Annotated in this window: 13 protein-coding genes; 8 read left to right on the top strand and 5 right to left on the bottom strand. The window is 57.7% G+C overall.

Annotation, left to right across the window (positions count from 1 at the left end; genetic code table 11):
- Positions 1-98: 98 nt before the first annotated feature.
- Both BY454_RS15775 and BY454_RS15770 read right to left on the bottom strand, forming a co-directional pair.
- A complete protein-coding gene (locus BY454_RS15775) occupies positions 99-1,490 on the bottom strand; it encodes a sigma-54-dependent transcriptional regulator (RefSeq protein WP_104417526.1) in 1,392 nt (463 codons plus the stop codon).
- 56 nt (positions 1,491-1,546) lie between these two features.
- A complete protein-coding gene (locus BY454_RS15770; RefSeq protein ID WP_104417525.1) occupies positions 1,547-3,193 on the bottom strand; it encodes a sensor histidine kinase in 1,647 nt (548 codons plus the stop codon).
- A gap of 91 nt (positions 3,194-3,284) precedes the next feature.
- Between BY454_RS15770 and BY454_RS15765 the strand changes: the two genes are divergently transcribed.
- Positions 3,285-4,949 (top strand): NAD+ synthase, encoded by a 1,665-nt coding sequence (locus BY454_RS15765; protein ID WP_104417524.1) that lies wholly within the window; start codon positions 3,285-3,287, stop codon positions 4,947-4,949.
- 15 nt (positions 4,950-4,964) lie between these two features.
- On the opposite strand, the gene BY454_RS15760 is transcribed toward BY454_RS15765, so the two are convergent.
- Entirely contained in the window at positions 4,965-5,801 is an 837-nt protein-coding gene (locus tag BY454_RS15760; protein ID WP_104417523.1) for an outer membrane protein assembly factor BamD, read from the bottom strand.
- A gap of 116 nt (positions 5,802-5,917) precedes the next feature.
- Here BY454_RS15760 and rluD point away from each other — a divergent pair, with 116 nt between their 5' ends.
- The 3 genes from rluD (at position 5,918) to clpB (ending at position 10,352) form a co-directional block, all read left to right on the top strand.
- Positions 5,918-6,895, top strand: coding sequence for a 23S rRNA pseudouridine(1911/1915/1917) synthase RluD (gene rluD / locus BY454_RS15755; RefSeq protein ID WP_104417522.1), 978 nt, complete (start codon positions 5,918-5,920; stop codon positions 6,893-6,895).
- Entirely contained in the window at positions 6,885-7,640 is a 756-nt protein-coding gene (gene pgeF, locus BY454_RS15750) for a peptidoglycan editing factor PgeF (protein WP_181049729.1), read from the top strand. The genes rluD and pgeF overlap by 11 nt, the downstream gene beginning before the upstream one ends.
- Positions 7,641-7,775: 135 nt before the next feature.
- Positions 7,776-10,352: an ATP-dependent chaperone ClpB gene (gene clpB / locus BY454_RS15745; protein WP_104417521.1), complete on the top strand. Its 2,577-nt coding sequence runs from the start codon at positions 7,776-7,778 to the stop codon at positions 10,350-10,352.
- A 39-nt stretch (positions 10,353-10,391) separates the two neighbouring features.
- Here the strand turns inward: clpB and BY454_RS15740 are convergent, their stop codons facing one another.
- On the bottom strand, positions 10,392-10,862 hold the full coding sequence (locus BY454_RS15740) for a DUF4124 domain-containing protein (protein WP_104417520.1): 471 nt from the start codon (positions 10,860-10,862) through the stop codon (positions 10,392-10,394).
- A 466-nt stretch (positions 10,863-11,328) separates the two neighbouring features.
- On the opposite strand from BY454_RS15740, the gene BY454_RS15735 reads away from it, so the two are divergent.
- From BY454_RS15735 to pssA, 4 genes are all read left to right on the top strand, one after another.
- Positions 11,329-13,047 (top strand): acetolactate synthase 3 large subunit, encoded by a 1,719-nt coding sequence (locus tag BY454_RS15735; RefSeq protein ID WP_104417519.1) that lies wholly within the window; start codon positions 11,329-11,331, stop codon positions 13,045-13,047.
- A 2-nt stretch (positions 13,048-13,049) separates the two neighbouring features.
- On the top strand, positions 13,050-13,541 hold the full coding sequence (gene ilvN, locus BY454_RS15730) for an acetolactate synthase small subunit (RefSeq protein WP_091705925.1): 492 nt from the start codon (positions 13,050-13,052) through the stop codon (positions 13,539-13,541).
- Positions 13,542-13,607: 66 nt separating this feature from the next.
- Positions 13,608-14,624, top strand: coding sequence for a ketol-acid reductoisomerase (gene ilvC, locus BY454_RS15725; RefSeq protein ID WP_104417518.1), 1,017 nt, complete (start codon positions 13,608-13,610; stop codon positions 14,622-14,624).
- Positions 14,625-14,714: 90 nt separating this feature from the next.
- A complete protein-coding gene (gene pssA / locus BY454_RS15720) occupies positions 14,715-15,527 on the top strand; it encodes a CDP-diacylglycerol--serine O-phosphatidyltransferase (protein WP_104417517.1) in 813 nt (270 codons plus the stop codon).
- A gap of 15 nt (positions 15,528-15,542) precedes the next feature.
- On the opposite strand, the gene BY454_RS16975 is transcribed toward pssA, so the two are convergent.
- Positions 15,543-15,796: hypothetical protein (locus tag BY454_RS16975; RefSeq protein WP_219820660.1), on the bottom strand; the 254-nt coding region annotated here is incomplete at its 5' end.

The following is a 15,796-nucleotide window of genomic DNA, read 5'->3' as shown; positions in this document are numbered from 1 at the left end:
AGAAGCTGCCACGGTTATTGAAATCGTTTTTCGGTCATCCGGATTTGGCTTATATCGCCGGATGATGTTCGCTTACTTTATTTCGGATTAGTAGTATTTTAATCCATCCCCAGCTTCTTCAACCGATACCGCAATGCCCGGAAACTGATCCCCAGCCGGCGTGCGGCGGCGGTCTTGTTCCAGCGCGTTGCTTCCAGGGCCTTCTCGATGGCCTGGCGTTCGATGCTTTCCAGATAACCTTCCAGGTCGATCTCACCGTCAGGCACCAGGGGTTCATCGGTGCTGCTGGCAACAGGGCTTTCAACTGGCTCCGTTGGCATGGACCCCGCAGGTGCTACGCCTCCGTTAAGATGTAGGTCCTCAGCGCCAATCCGCTCGTCGTCACACAGCGTGAAAGCACGTTCAAGAATGTTTTCCAGCTCGCGGACGTTGCCGGGGAATTGGTAGCTCTTCAGGCGCTCAATGGCGGCCGGGGTTAGTGTTGCGGCAGGGCATTCGTATTCCCGGGCAATACGTTCGAGAATGTGGTTGGCCAGCAGGGAAATATCGTCAACCCGTTCCCTGAGTGGGGGCACGGCCAGTTCTATGACATTGATGCGATAGAACAGATCCTGCCGGAAGCTGCCGTCCTGCACCAGTTCCACGAGGTTTTTGTGAGTGGCGCTCAGTACCCTGATGTCGACGGGTATTTCTTTGGTATCACCCACGGGCCTGACGGCCTTTTCCTGAATGGCGCGGAGCAATTTCACCTGCATGGCCAGGGGCAGATCCGCGACTTCGTCCAGAAACAGAGTGCCGCCATCTGCGCTTCGGAACAGGCCATCTTTATTCTCAACAGCCCCGGTAAAACTGCCCTTTTTGTGACCGAAGAATTCACTTTCCATCAGTTCTGACGGAATGGCGCCACAGTTAACGGCAATGAAAGGGCCCGAGCAACGGGGCCCCTGAAGGTGAATCATGCGCGCCACCAGCTCCTTACCGCTGCCGGATTCGCCGCTGATAAAGACGGGGGCCTGGCTACGGGCCAGCTTCCTTGTCTGGTTGCGCAGTTTGCGGATTTGGGGGGAGTCACCCAGAAGCAAGCCTGGCTCGTCGCTGCTGGTTGAAGCCTGCACCTCGGGTTCCGAGAGCTTCAGGGCGCAGTTAACCAATTCACGGAGGCGGGGAAGCTCGACTGGCTTGGAAACAAAATCAAACGCGCCGGCTTTGAGTGATTCGATAGCGGTCTCCATGCAACCGTAAGCGGTGATCACGGCGACCGGGGTATTGGGAACGTGTTGCTGGATCCAGTGCACCAGGTCAATGCCATTGCCGTCCGGCAGGTTCATGTCGGTCAGGCAAAGTTGGGGCTGGTGTTTTTCCAGCAATGCCTTTGCGGTGGTCACATCCGCGGCTGTATGTGTGGTGATTCCCATGCGGGTGAGGGTGATCTCTAACAGATCACGGATATCCGGCTCGTCGTCAACAATCAGCGCGCTGTGTGTGGTCATTGTCTGTCTTCGGTTCCCTGTTGAGTGTCTAACGCCCGATGGCAGTGTTGCCTGCTTCAGATCACGCGTCCTGGGTGGGCGAAGGTAATCCGGAATCGGCAGCCCGGTTGCTCATCGTCAACCAGTGAGAGATGCGCCTGATTGGCCTCGCAAAGCTCACGGGCCAGGTAGAGGCCCAGGCCATTTCCGGTTTTCTCCGTCGTGAAGAACGGCTCAAAAACCGAGGAGTGATGTTCTTTGGCAATGCCTGGCCCGAAATCCCGCACATCAACGTAGGCTCGCTCCCCATCGCTGGTGGCACCCGTTTCCAATTGTATCCTGTTTTCTCCGGTCTGCTCTTTGCTGTAGCGCAAACCGTTGTCACACAGGTTAACCAGAACCTGCTCTATCTGGCTTTTGTCAAAGCGTGCCACGGGTACCGGATCGTGAATGTTCAGGACAATGTGAACCGGGGAACCATCATGGTCAGTTTGTCGGAACTCCGACCGAAACTCCTCAAGCCATTCCGGAATATTCACACGCTGGGCGTCGGCCGCCTTGCGACGGGAAAGATCCAGTACGTTCTCGATAATGCCATTCACCCGCTTTGAGTGCCGGTGAATGATGCTCAGCATTTTCTGATCGCCCGCAGCAAGATTGGGGGATTCATCCAGCAGTTGGGCGGCGTGGCTGATGGCCCCCAGTGGGTTGCGGATCTCATGGGCGATGCTGGCGGTGAGTCGGCCCAGGGAGGCCAGTTTCATCTGTTGCGCCTGCTGGGTGATCTTGCTGAGGTCCTCGATGAACAGCAGGGTCTGATCACCTTGGTCCTGATCCAGCTGGGCAAAGGTTGCTTGCAGCAGGGGGGAAGTAGGGGTGGCCTGGAAAGGTTCGATGCGTTTGTCCGGGTTTTCCCGCCATTCCTGAAGGCCTTGTTTGAGTGGCGAAGGCAGCGGCGTGGTGTGAGAGAGGTGGGGTGTCTTGAGTGTAGGTGCGCCAAACAACAGTTCTTCAGCGGCGGCATTCATGAGCCGGACTTGCCCGAACTGGTCCAACACCAGAATGCCGGTGCGCATGCGTTGAATAATCTGGCGATTGATCTGTTCCAGCTCGGCAATACTTTTCGCCCGGCTATGGGCCAGGGCTTCACTGCGTATCATGCGCTTGGAGATGCTTTGCAGCACCACGGCGGTGGCAAAATAGAGGATGCCCAGCGTGCCGGCGCGCACAATGTCATCGGCAGTTTCGTTAATGGCCAGTACTGCCCAACCGGATATGCCGAGAGAGCAGATTGCAGCCAGGGCCGCGTAAAAAGTCCCGAAGCGCGTGGGGTTCAGGATGTTGCCGGCGGCCACGGTGACAATCACCAGGTTGGCAATGCCGTTGGTGATGCCGGAGCTGGTCAGTAATAGGAAGTGCAGTATCGCAATGTCCACCAGGATCGACAGGCTGATATGCCGCTCCCGGGGCTTCAGGCCCGCCATCATCAACAGCCCGATAAACACGGTGATGGCCAGGTAACAGAAAATGCCGGCCTGATAGTAGTCTTCCCAGCGAAGGCGGCTATCGGTCGCGAACGGGTCGACGAACAGCAGGCCGGTCAGCATCAGGCTGATCACCAGCCGGTAGTGGTTGTAGATGCGGAAAAGGCGGATTTGCTGCATTCCGGCAATGGGGCCGAAAGGGGAGCGAATCGTCTGTCCGGTAGGCGAGGGTGCGGCCATGGTGCTTTGTCTGCTCTTGAACGGAAGAAATTGCCGGCGTTGAGCAGGTATAATAGCGTTTTAACGGCAACAAGTTACAGGAGCCCGCCCCATGTTGGCAGCCGAGCAAGAGAACACCGAATTCACTACGACTCGCAAGCTCCGGGTGGTGATGGCCCAACTGGACTTCCTGGTGGGGGATATCCCGGGTAATGCCCAGCGAATTATCGAGGCAACTCGCCAGGCCTGGGAAGAGCATGAAGCGGATATCGTGGTGTTCCCCGAATTGGCTCTGACCGGGTACCCGCCGGAGGACCTTTTGCTGCGGCCCAGCTTGGGGGTGCGTGTTTCCGAGGCTCTGGAACAGCTGAAGCTGGCGGCCCTGGAGCCGGCGATCGTTGTGGGGGCGCCCCTGCGGAAGGATGGATTGCTTTATAACGCCGCAGTGGTTATTGACGGCGGTGAAATCCAGGGGCGGTATCTGAAGCATTGCCCCCCAAATTACCAGGTATTTGATGAAAAGCGCTATTTTGCAGAAGGCAAAGAGCCCCTGGTGCTGGAGATTCGCGGTGTCCCGGTGGGCATTACCGTGTGTGAGGACCTTTGGAAAGAGGGACCAGTGGAGAAGACCGCCGCCGCCGGTGCGCAGCTGGTTTTGAACCTGAATGCTTCACCCTATGATATCGACAAACAGGCCCGCCGCAAGGCGCTGCTTGAGCGCAAGGCGGCGGAGAATCAGGTGAGCATTGTCTACGTCAACCTGGTGGGCGGTCAGGATGAGTTGGTGTTTGATGGTGGCTCCATGGTCTACGACCACTCCGGTGTGCTCGCCGCCGAGGCACCCCAATTCGCCGAAGGGCTGTTCCCGGTGGATTTCCTGTATGAGCACCATTGCCAGCCCATCTCGCAACCGTTACCCCCGGAACCCTCACTGGAGAAAAACGTCTACAACGCGCTCGTAACCGGCGTGCGTGATTATGTGAACAAGAATGGCTTCAAGACCGTTGTCCTGGGCTTGTCCGGGGGGATAGATTCGGCGCTGACACTGGCGGTCGCCGTTGATGCTTTGGGAAAAGAGCGGGTACACGCGGTGATGATGCCCTTCCGCTACACCTCCAGTGCCAGCCTGGAAGACGCCGAGGCCGAGGCCCGGACATTGGGGGTTCAGTACGATGTATTTTCCATCGAGCCGATGTACGACAGTTTTATGGCCATGCTGGCGGAGCCTTTTGCCGGCACAAAAACAGACACCACCGAGGAAAACCTGCAGGCGCGTTTGCGAGGCGTGCTGCTGATGTCCCTCTCCAACAAGTTTGGCTCGCTGGTGCTGACCACCGGCAACAAGAGTGAAATGGCGGTAGGGTATTCCACCCTGTACGGCGATATGGCCGGCGGTTTTGATGTCTTGAAGGATGTGCCCAAGACCCTGGTGTTCCGGCTGGCCCGCTACCGTAACACTCTGTCACCCGCCATTCCGGAGCGGGTCATTACACGACCTCCGTCCGCCGAGCTGGCTCCGGACCAGAAAGACGAAGACAGCCTGCCCGGCTACGATGTGCTGGATCAGATCCTGAATTTGTACGTTGAGCGGGATTTCAGTGCAGAGGCGATTATTGCCGAAGGCTATGCCAGGGAAGACGTGCAGCGGGTGGTTCGGCTGGTGGATATCAACGAGTATAAGCGCCGGCAGGCACCGATTGGCGTGCGCATTACCGAGCGGGGCTTTGGCAAGGACCGGCGCTACCCGATCACCAATGGCTGGAAGCCGGGTAGCTGATCACGACTGGCGGGCTTAGTTCCCGCCAATCAGTCCGAAAGTGACGACGTTCAGCAGGGAGCGGTCCTGGCGTTTAAGACCTTCTGACTGATAGTTGCCGTTATCGGCGAAGACGTTGCTGTTCGGGAAGTTCTTGCGCAGCGTGGCTAGTGAATCATCCGCAGCTTCGTCCAGATCGAGTGCCCGGTAGGTGTCCGTCATGATGATCAGGGCCTCTTCCACCGCCGGCGTTGACGGATAGTTCTCCACCACATAACGGGCCCGGTTGTTGGCGGCAAGGTAGGCTTCGCGCTTGATGTAATAGCGCGCGGCACGCAGCTCGAGGCCTGCCATGCGGTTACGAACAGCAATCATGCGCTGACGCGCGTCGGCGGCGTACTCGCTGTCCGGGAATCGTTCCAGCAGTTGTGCGAAGTCCCGGAATGCCTGCAGCTGCTCGCCCGGGTTTCGGGCCGCTACGTCAATCGGCATGTAACGGGCTGCCAGGCCGAGATCGATGTTGTAGGACGCAAGACCACGCAGATACAGCGCGTAATCCAGGTGCTCGCTTTGTGGGTTCAGGCGCATGAAACGATCCGCCGCGGCTCGTGCACCTTCCAGATCCATGTTCTGATAGCGGGCATAAATCAGGTCGAGCTGGGCCTGTTCGGCATAGCGTCCGAACGGGTAATAGGTTTCCAGTGCATCCAGGTTCTGCTCGGCCTCGTTAAAGTTGCCCGAATTCATGGCCTCGCGCGCATTTTCGTAATACGTTTGCTCGGCCAGCACTTCCTCCTCTTTCTGCTGAGACGCACAGCCAGCGACCAAGGCAATGACTGTGGAAAGAAGCAGTAATCGGACAACTGATCTCATGCCGGAATCCCGTATAATGTTATGGTTTTAAATAGATGGGCCATTGTAACGGGGATACTTGTCCATGTGCAGTGCCAAAAACATCTGCCCGGCCCAATCTGACTGAAAGGTAACCTATGTCATCCGAAAACCGCATTACCGGCCACTACGCCGTGCCACCTGAACTCAGTGGCAAGCGCCTGGATCAGGTCGCTGCAGGCCTGATATCCGAACATTCCCGGTCGCGCCTGCAGTCGTGGATCAAAAGCGGTGCGCTTACCGTCAACGGCAAAAAATGCAAACCCCGCGACAAGGTCATGCTCGATGACCAGCTCGAGCTGGATGCCGAACCCGAGGCCCAGGTGACCTGGGAAGCCGAGCCCATCAGCCTGGATGTGGTATACGAAGACGAGCACCTGCTGGTTATCAACAAACCGGCAGGTTTGGTGGTTCACCCGGCGGCCGGCCATGCCGCTGGTACCCTGGTGAATGCGTTGCTCAACTACGCACCGGAAGTGGAAAACCTGCCCCGGGCCGGCATTGTGCACCGCCTGGATAAAGACACTTCCGGCATCATGGTGGTGGCCAGAAGCCTGGTGGCCCACACCTCGCTGGTGGAGCAGTTGCAAACCCGCACCATGGGCCGGGAATACGAAGCGGTTGTCGTAGGCACGCTGACCGGTGGCGCCACCGTGGATGCCCCCATTGGCCGCCATCCAACGGATCGCAAGCGCATGGCAGTCGTGCCAAATGGCAAACCGGCGGTGACCCATTACCGCCTGGTGGAACGCTTCGCTGCCCACACCCACATTCGCTGCAAACTGGAAAGCGGACGGACCCACCAGATTCGCGTCCACATGGCTCATGTCCGCCACCCGCTGGTGGGCGACCCGGTCTACGGCGGACGCTTGCGACTGCCCAAGGGCACCAGTGATGAATTGCGTGAGGTGCTGGCGGACTTCAACCGCCAGGCTCTGCACGCCCAGCAACTGACGCTGGAACACCCGGAAACCGGAGAAATCCTGAGCTGGGAAGCACCGCTGCCCGACGATATGATCGAACTCATCGAAGCCCTGCGTAAACACGCGAAGGAGTTGGAACAGAGTGCCTACTGAGGCTGTACCGGTGATCACGCCAAAGTGGCCAGCGCCCGCCAATGTTCGGGCGCTGTGTACCGCCCGGCAGGGCGGCGTCAGCCAGCCGCCCTGGGATAGCCTGAATCTGGGCGTCCACGTGGGCGACAACCCCGGAGACGTCCGGGAAAACCGCCACAGATTGGCCCAACAGGCGGGCCTGAAAGAAGCAAATATCGGCTGGCTCAACCAGGTGCATGGAACCGACGTTGTCGAACTTAGCCCCGGCAATATCCAGACCGCGCCTGATGCCGACGCCAGCTACACCCGCCACCCCGGCATCGCTTGCGTCATCCTCACTGCTGACTGCCTTCCCGTCATCCTGGCTGATCAAGCCGGCACCGTCGTAGGCGCCGCCCATGCCGGCTGGCGAAGCTTGTGCGGCGGTGTGCTTGAAAACCTTATTGCCGCAATGGCTGTCGAGCCGACCGAGCTGGTCGCCTGGCTCGGGCCTGCCATAGGCCCCCAAAAATTCGAAGTTGGCCCGGAAGTGCGTGGCGCTTTTGTTGCGAAACACCCTGAATCCGATCAGGCGTTTACCACTGAAGGCGCTCGCCAAGGCCACTATCTGGCCGATATCTACCAGCTTTCAAGAATCCGGTTAGCAGCAACTGGAGTGACGGATATCCACGGCGGCGGCTTGTGCACGGTTTCCGATGAGACGCGCTTCTATTCCTATCGCCGCGATGGCCAAACCGGAAGAATGGCCACGCTGGTGTGGTTATGATGGCCGTCAAATTTCTGACGAATTTCCCCGAAGCAACTTGAAGTCCCCTCACTTGCCCCTACATTTAAGGGCAAAGCAAACCAATACCCGCATCAAAGACAGGGTATTCAGCAGACATTTTGGGGAAGCAACATCATGCGAATCGACAAACTCACCAGCAAACTGCAAAACGCCCTCGCGGATGCGCAGTCCATTGCCGTTGGGAAAGACCACAACTTCATCGAACCCGTTCACCTCATGCAGGCCCTCATGGACCAGCAGGGTGGTTCCATCAAGCCCCTGCTCAAACAGGTTGGGGTAGAGCCCGGCCGCGTGCGCCAGGCCATCTCCAAGGAAATTGAAAACCTCCCGGAAGTGCCGGGCAGCGCCGGGGATGTCTCCATGTCCAACGACATGGGCCGACTGTTCAACATCTCTGACAAACTGGCTCAACAACGCGGCGACCAGTTCATCTCCAGCGAATTGATGCTGCTCGCGGCGCTCGAAGACCGTGGCTCCCTGGGTCGTGTTCTGCGGGAGCAGGGCGTGGACAAAGCCGCCCTGGAAAAGGCCATCAACGACGTCCGTGGTGGTGAGAACGTTAACGATGCTGGCGCCGAAGAGGCCCGCCAGGCACTCGATAAATACACCATCGACCTCACCGAAAGGGCCGAGGCCGGCAAGCTGGACCCGGTGATCGGCCGGGACGACGAAATCCGTCGCACCATCCAGGTGCTTCAGCGTCGGCGCAAGAACAACCCGGTGCTTATCGGTGAGCCTGGGGTGGGTAAAACCGCGATCGTGGAAGGCCTGGCCCAACGCATCGTTAATGGCGAAGTACCTGACGGACTCAAAGATAAAAAGGTCCTGTCGCTGGATATGGGGGCACTGATCGCCGGTGCCAAATTCCGAGGCGAGTTTGAAGAGCGCCTGAAAGCCGTGTTGAACGAACTGGCCAAGCAGGAAGGCCAGATCATCCTGTTCATCGATGAAATCCACACCATGGTGGGTGCCGGCAAGGCCGAAGGCTCCATGGACGCCGGCAATATGCTCAAGCCCGCTTTGGCCCGTGGCGAGTTGCACTGTGTGGGCGCCACCACGCTGGATGAGTACCGCGAGAACATCGAGAAAGATGCCGCCCTGGAGCGTCGTTTCCAGAAAGTGCTGGTCAGCGAGCCCAACGAGGAAGACACCATCGCCATCCTTCGTGGCCTGAAAGAACGCTATGAGGTTCACCACGGTGTGGAAGTGACCGACGGCGCCATCATCGCGGCCGCCAAGCTCTCGCACCGCTACATCACCGACCGCCAGTTGCCGGACAAGGCCATTGACCTGGTGGATGAAGCCGCCAGTCAGATCCGCATGGAAATGGACTCCAAGCCCGAAGCGCTGGATCGCCTTGAGCGGCGGCTTATTCAGCTGAAAATCGAGCGCGAGGCTCTCAAGAAAGAAACCGACGCGGCCTCTAAAAAACGCCTCGAAGAATTGTCGGCGGTCATCAGCGGGGTGGAGCGAGAATACGCTGATCTTGAGGAAGTCTGGAACACCGAGAAGGCGGCGCTGCACGGCTCCCAGAAGATCAAGAGCCAGCTCGAGCAGGCCCGTATTGACCTCGAAAACGCACGTCGTGCCGGCGATCTGGGCCGCATGTCGGAGTTGCAGTACGGCCAGATTCCGGAGCTCGAGCGCCAGCTGGACATGGCCAGCCAGGCGGAAATGATGGAAATGAAACTGTTGCGCAACCGGGTGACGGACGAGGAGATCGCCGAAATTGTCTCCAAGTGGACCGGTATTCCCGTATCCAAAATGCTTGAGGGTGAGCGCGACAAGCTGATGCGCATGGAAGAGGCGCTGCACGATCGTGTGATTGGCCAGGATGAAGCGGTGGAAGCCGTCTCCAACGCCGTTCGTCGCTCCCGGGCCGGGCTGGCGGACCCAAACCGGCCGAATGGTTCGTTCCTGTTCCTCGGCCCCACCGGTGTGGGTAAAACCGAGTTGTGTAAATCACTGGCAGCGTTCCTGTTTGATACCGAAGAGGCCATGGTGCGCATCGACATGTCCGAGTTCATGGAGAAGCACTCCGTGGCCCGGCTCATTGGGGCACCTCCGGGCTATGTCGGCTACGAAGAGGGCGGCTACCTGACCGAGGCCGTTCGTCGTCGCCCCTACTCAGTACTGCTGCTGGATGAAGTGGAAAAGGCTCACCCGGACGTCTTCAATATCCTGCTGCAGGTGCTGGAAGATGGTCGCCTGACCGATGGCCAGGGCCGCACGGTGGATTTCCGCAATACGGTCATCGTGATGACCTCCAACCTGGGGTCGGACATCATTCAGCAGAAGGCCGGTGAGGAAAATTACGAAGCCATGAAGAGCGCGGTCATGGAAGTGGTGGGCACGCATTTTCGCCCCGAATTCATCAACCGCGTGGACGAAGTGGTGGTGTTCCATCCGCTGGCCAAAGACCAGATTCAGGGCATTGCCCGTGTGCAGATCGAGAATCTGGCCAAGCGACTGAAGGAGCAGGACATGAAGCTGGATCTGGGTGATGACGCCATGCGGTTGCTGGCGGAAGTGGGGTACGACCCGGTGTACGGCGCAAGGCCGCTCAAGCGGGCTATTCAGCGGATGATAGAAAACCCCCTGGCCCAGAAGCTGCTGCAGGGGGAATTCGTGCCGGGTGATACGGTGCGGGTGCTCGTCGAGGATGACCAGTTGGTGTTCCAGAAGGCCTAAGCCGGGAGTGCCCCAACGAGTCCGGAGTGCTGGGCAGGCTCAGCGCTCCGGGCTTTGTTCCATCGGGCCGCAGTTTTCCTCGGCAATCTTCTCGAATTGCTGGCGCCGCTCTTCAATTTCCTCCGGCGTCAGGTAACGAATCTCGCCATCTTCGCCTTCCGTCCGGATCCGGGCGTTGCTCCGGATAATTTCCAGGTTGGAACGTGCCGTCGCGCAGTTGGCTTCCCGTTGTTTGCGTTGGGCTTCCTGCACCGCGGTCTCGTTACGACGTTGCTGGTCTTGTTGTTCCTGCTCTTCCATGGCATTGACCCGTTCCTGCGGGCTTTGCCGGTTGGAGCCGGAGCCCTTACTTGGCCGCACCTTGATCTGCTCCGCATTACCGCCCGTTGGCTGGCGGTCACCGAAGTGCGTGACTCCATTCTCATCCGTCCATTTGTAGACGGAAGCGCCGGTTGCAAGGCCTGGCGTTGCGTACATCAGTAGTGCCAGCATCAGAATTTTTCGGTTCATGTGTCTGTCCGTTGTTGGTTTGCTTCCTGCCTTATCTTGCCACTGAAAAGTATGGCGTTTCTTCGGCCTGGTTCAAATCTCTTTTCATGGCCTGCTATAAGAATGCCAGACAACGGGAAAATAGTGGAGATAACCGGTGCCTGCTATTGACAGGGACTCAGGCCCTGTCAAAATTGCGGATTGCCTGAAACTGGGGGTAATACGGCAGGTAATCCCGAGCGCGTAGCCCCCGTTTACACCACACTGAGCGCGGCCCGATCCGCCGTGCGCTGGTTGTTACGTAAGAGCAACCGATTGAATGGCCGTTCTCCGCAACCCTCAGGAGGCCGGCCGGCCAGGAGACAACCTCTTTAAGATCAGGTGTGGAGGAGCAGCCGGTTCCGCTTTCACAAGAAGCAGGGAAACCGAGAATCCAGGCAACCGGGGTGCACCCCGGCTCATTCACTCGTAGAAGAGGGTAGATATCGTGGAGTTATTGTCTGGCGCCGATATGTTGATCCGCTCCCTTCAGGATGAAGGGATCGAATACATATACGGCTATCCGGGTGGTGCAGCGCTGCATATTTATGATGCGCTGTTCAGGCAGGACAAAGTCAAGCATATTCTGGTTCGGCACGAGCAGGCCGCAGTCCATATGGCGGACGGCTACGCACGGGCAACCGGAAAACCAGGTACCGTACTGGTGACCTCGGGTCCTGGAGCCACCAACACTATTACCGGCATTGCCACTGCGTTCATGGATTCCATCCCCATGGTGGTTCTGTGCGGTCAGGTTGCGTCGTCACTGATCGGGGAGGATGCCTTCCAGGAAACCGACATGATTGGCGTTTCCCGTCCGGTGGTGAAGCACAACCTGAGTGTGCGTCATCCGCAGGAAATTCCCGAGGCGATCCGCAAGGCCTATCATATTGCGTCAACCGGCCGTCCTGGTCCGGTGGTGGTGGATATCCCGAAGGATATGACCACCCCTAATGAACGTTATGAGTATTCCTATCCCAAGAAAGTCAAGCTCCGTTCCTACAACCCCGCGCTGCGTGGTCACTCCGGCCAGATCAAGAAAGCGGTTGATATGCTGCTGGCGGCCAAGCGTCCGGTTATTTATGCCGGCGGCGGTGTGATCCTGGGGAAAGCCACGGAACAGTTGACCGAGCTGACCCGTCTTCTGGGATACCCGCTGACCAATACCCTGATGGGCATTGGCTGTTACCCCTGTTCCGACAAGCAGCACCTGGGCTGGCTGGGCATGCATGGCACCTATGAAGCCAACATGACCATGCACCATTCCGATCTGATCCTGGCGGTGGGCGCCCGTTTTGATGACCGGGTGACCAACGCGACCGAGAAGTTCTGCCCCGGTGCGCGCATTGTTCACATCGACATTGACCCAGCCTCAATCTCCAAGACGATCGACGCTGATGTGCCCATCGTTGGACCGGTCGACTCTGTTCTGAATGAGATGCTGTCTCTGGTCAAGAGCGCCAAGGAAAAGCCGGATGCCGACGCGCTGGCCGCCTGGTGGAAGCAGATCGACGAGTGGCGTGCGTTCCACGGTATGCGCTATGAAACCAGCGATGAGGTGATCAAGCCCCAGGAAGTGGTGGAAATGCTGAGCCGGCTGACCAACGGCGAGGCTTTCGTGACCTCGGACGTCGGCCAGCACCAGATGTTTGCGGCCCAGTACTACAAGTTCGACAAGCCGAACCGTTGGATTAACTCCGGGGGGCTGGGCACCATGGGCTTCGGTCTGCCCGCTGCCATGGGTGTCAAACTGACCCATCCGGACGACGAAGTGCTGTGCATTACCGGTGAAGGCAGTATCCAGATGAACATTCAGGAACTGTCTACCTGCAAGCAGTATGACCTGCCGGTGAAGATCATCAACCTGAACAATCAGGCGCTGGGTATGGTCAAGCAGTGGCAGGACATGAACTACGAGTCACGCCATTCGCAGTCGTACATGGAATCGCTTCCGGACTTCATGAAGCTGGTGGAAGCGTATGGCCATGTGGGCATTCGCATCGAACGTAAAGAAGATCTTGAGCCCAAGCTCAAGGAGGCACTGGCGATGAAAGACAAGCTGGTGTTCGTCGATATCCTGATCGACCGCTTCGAGCACGTCTATCCCATGCAGGTGGCTCGTGGTTCCATGAAAGACATGTGGCTCAGCAAGACGGAGAGGGTGTGATCATGCGTCGAATCATTTCTGTTTTGCTGGAAAACGAGCCGGGTGCTCTGTCGCGGGTGGTTGGGCTGTTTTCCCAGCGCAACTACAACATCGAAACGCTGACCGTGGCGCCAACCGAGGATGAAACCCTGTCCCGGCTGACGGTGACCACAACCGGTTCAGACAAGGTGATCGAGCAGATTACCAAGCAACTGAACAAGCTGATTGAGGTAGTGAAGCTGGTGGATCTGACCGAAGGCTCCCACATCGAGCGTGAGCTCATGCTGGTGAAGCTGAAAGCAACGGGCTCCCAGCGTGCGGAAATCAAGCGCACGGTGGACATCTTCCGTGGTCAGATCGTGGATGTCACCAGCTCGGTGTATACCGTTCAGCTGGCGGGCAGCAGCGACAAGCTGGACGGTTTCGTCCAGGCGGTTGGCACGTCCGGTGTGCTTGAAGTGGTGCGCACCGGTGTTTCCGGCATTGCCCGTGGTGAAAAGGTACTCAGCCTGTAAGGGCTGCTATTTCAGATTCATTTGAACATCATGGCCCGGCAGGGCCATAAACGATAAGAGGTTTCCATGCAGGTTTATTACGATAAAGATTGTGATCTGTCCGTTATCCAGGGCAAGAAAGTTGCCATTCTGGGCTTCGGTTCCCAGGGCCACGCGCACGCGTGCAACCTGAAAGAGTCTGGTGTTGACGTAACCGTGGGCCTGCGCCCCGGTTCTTCCTCCATTCCCAAGGCTGAAGCGTATGGCCTGAAGACAGCTGACGTTCCGACCGCCGTTGCTGGTGCCGACGTGGTTATGGTCCTTACTCCGGATGAGTATCAGGCGCAGCTGTACAAGACCGACATCGAGCCAAACCTGAAAGAAGGCGCTACCTTGGCGTTCGCGCACGGTTTTGCCATTCACTACAACCAGATCGTTCCGCGCAAGGATCTGGATGTGATCATGGTCGCTCCGAAGGCCCCGGGCCACACTGTTCGCACCGAGTTCGAGCGTGGCGGCGGTATCCCTGACCTGATCGCGATCTTCCAGGACGCTTCTGGCACAGCCAAGAACCTGGCCCTCTCCTACGCCAGCGGCATCGGCGGTGGTCGTACCGGTATCATCGAGACTACCTTCAAGGACGAAACTGAAACTGACCTGTTCGGTGAGCAGGCTGTTCTGTGTGGTGGTGCGGTAGAGCTGGTCAAGGCCGGTTTTGAAACCCTGACCGAAGCCGGTTACGCGCCGGAAATGGCCTACTTCGAGTGTCTGCACGAGCTGAAGCTGATCGTTGACCTGATGTACGAAGGCGGCATCGCCAACATGAACTACTCCATCTCCAACAACGCGGAGTACGGTGAGTACGTGACCGGCCCCGAGGTGATCAACGAGCAATCCCGCGAAGCCATGCGCAATGCGCTCAAGCGCATCCAGAGCGGTGAATACGCCAAGATGTTCATCTCTGAAGGTGACCTGAACTATCCGTCCATGACTGCCCGTCGTCGTCAGAACGCTGCCCACGAGATTGAAGTAGTGGGTGAGAAGTTGCGTTCCATGATGCCGTGGATCACCGACAACAAGATTGTCGACAAGGACAAAAACTGATCGGATTTCCGGTACAGTTTTGCAAAACGCGGCCCGAGTGGCCGCGTTTTTCGTTTATACTCCGCACAAATGCTTTCCGGAGTGATTGGAATGACCGAAGAAAAAAACGTGGCTGAAGAGCCAGAAACGTCCAAAAGCGATGACGCCGCCATTGAAGAAGGCGAGGTGGTGGAAGAAGAAGTGGTAGAGGGTGCCCGGGTTCGTCGGAAAGGCGTTTACCTGTTGCCGAATGCGCTGACCACCGCATCCTTGTTTTCCGGTTTTTATGCCATTGTCGCAGCGGCCAATGGTGTATACGACAACGCTGCCATTGCCATCTTTGTATCCATGGTATTGGACGGCCTGGATGGTCGGGTCGCGCGAATGACCAATACCCAGAGTAAGTTTGGGGAAGAATACGACAGTCTGGCCGATATGGTGGCCTTTGGTGTAGCACCGGGCCTGGTGGCTTTTTTCTGGTCGCTCAATGCGTTCGGCAAGGTTGGGTGGGCCATTACCTTTATCTACCTGGCTGGTGCAGCGTTGCGACTGGCGCGCTTCAACACCCAGATTGGTTCAGTGGATAAGAAGTACTTCGTGGGCTTGCCCAGTCCGTCGGCAGCCGCTTGTGTGGCAGGCCTGGTTTGGTGTTTCCACAGCTTTGAATCCAGCACCTGGCTCACGTTGTTGACCATGGTAGTTGTTGGCGGCACCGGTGTTTTGATGGTCAGCAACATTCTGTACCCCAGCTTCAAGGACCTGGACTTAAAAGGCCGGGTGCCTTTCGCCGCAATTCTTCTGGTGGTGTTGGCGTTGGTTGTTATTGCGCTGGATCCGGCGACAGTGCTTTTTGCGGTATTTCTGCTTTACGCACTGTCTGGGCCCGTGCGAGCGCTTTTCAGGGGCAAGGCTAAAAAAGCCTGAGAGCGCTTCGGGTAATCAGAAAGGCGGTATCCAGGATTCTGGATGCCGCCTTTTTGTTTTTGCTGGTTGATAAATAAACAGTTTTTGCGCATTTGATGGCTTTCGCGTACGTGGAAACCGAAGCGACAGAAGTTTTTCCGAAAAGGTCGTTGACAGGAAATCCGAGGTCTGTAAAATGCGCATCTCTTTCGAGGGGCAGGCCACTTCGGTGGGGTGTTTCTCGGCTGTTAACTGCTTGAAAGTTTTAAAGAAAAGCGTTTTACAGTTTC

The organism is Marinobacter persicus (assembly GCF_002934325.1).
In the GTDB taxonomy this organism is placed as follows: Bacteria; Pseudomonadota; Gammaproteobacteria; order Pseudomonadales; family Oleiphilaceae; genus Marinobacter; species Marinobacter persicus_A.
This window is presented reverse-complemented; position numbering and strand designations above follow the sequence as displayed.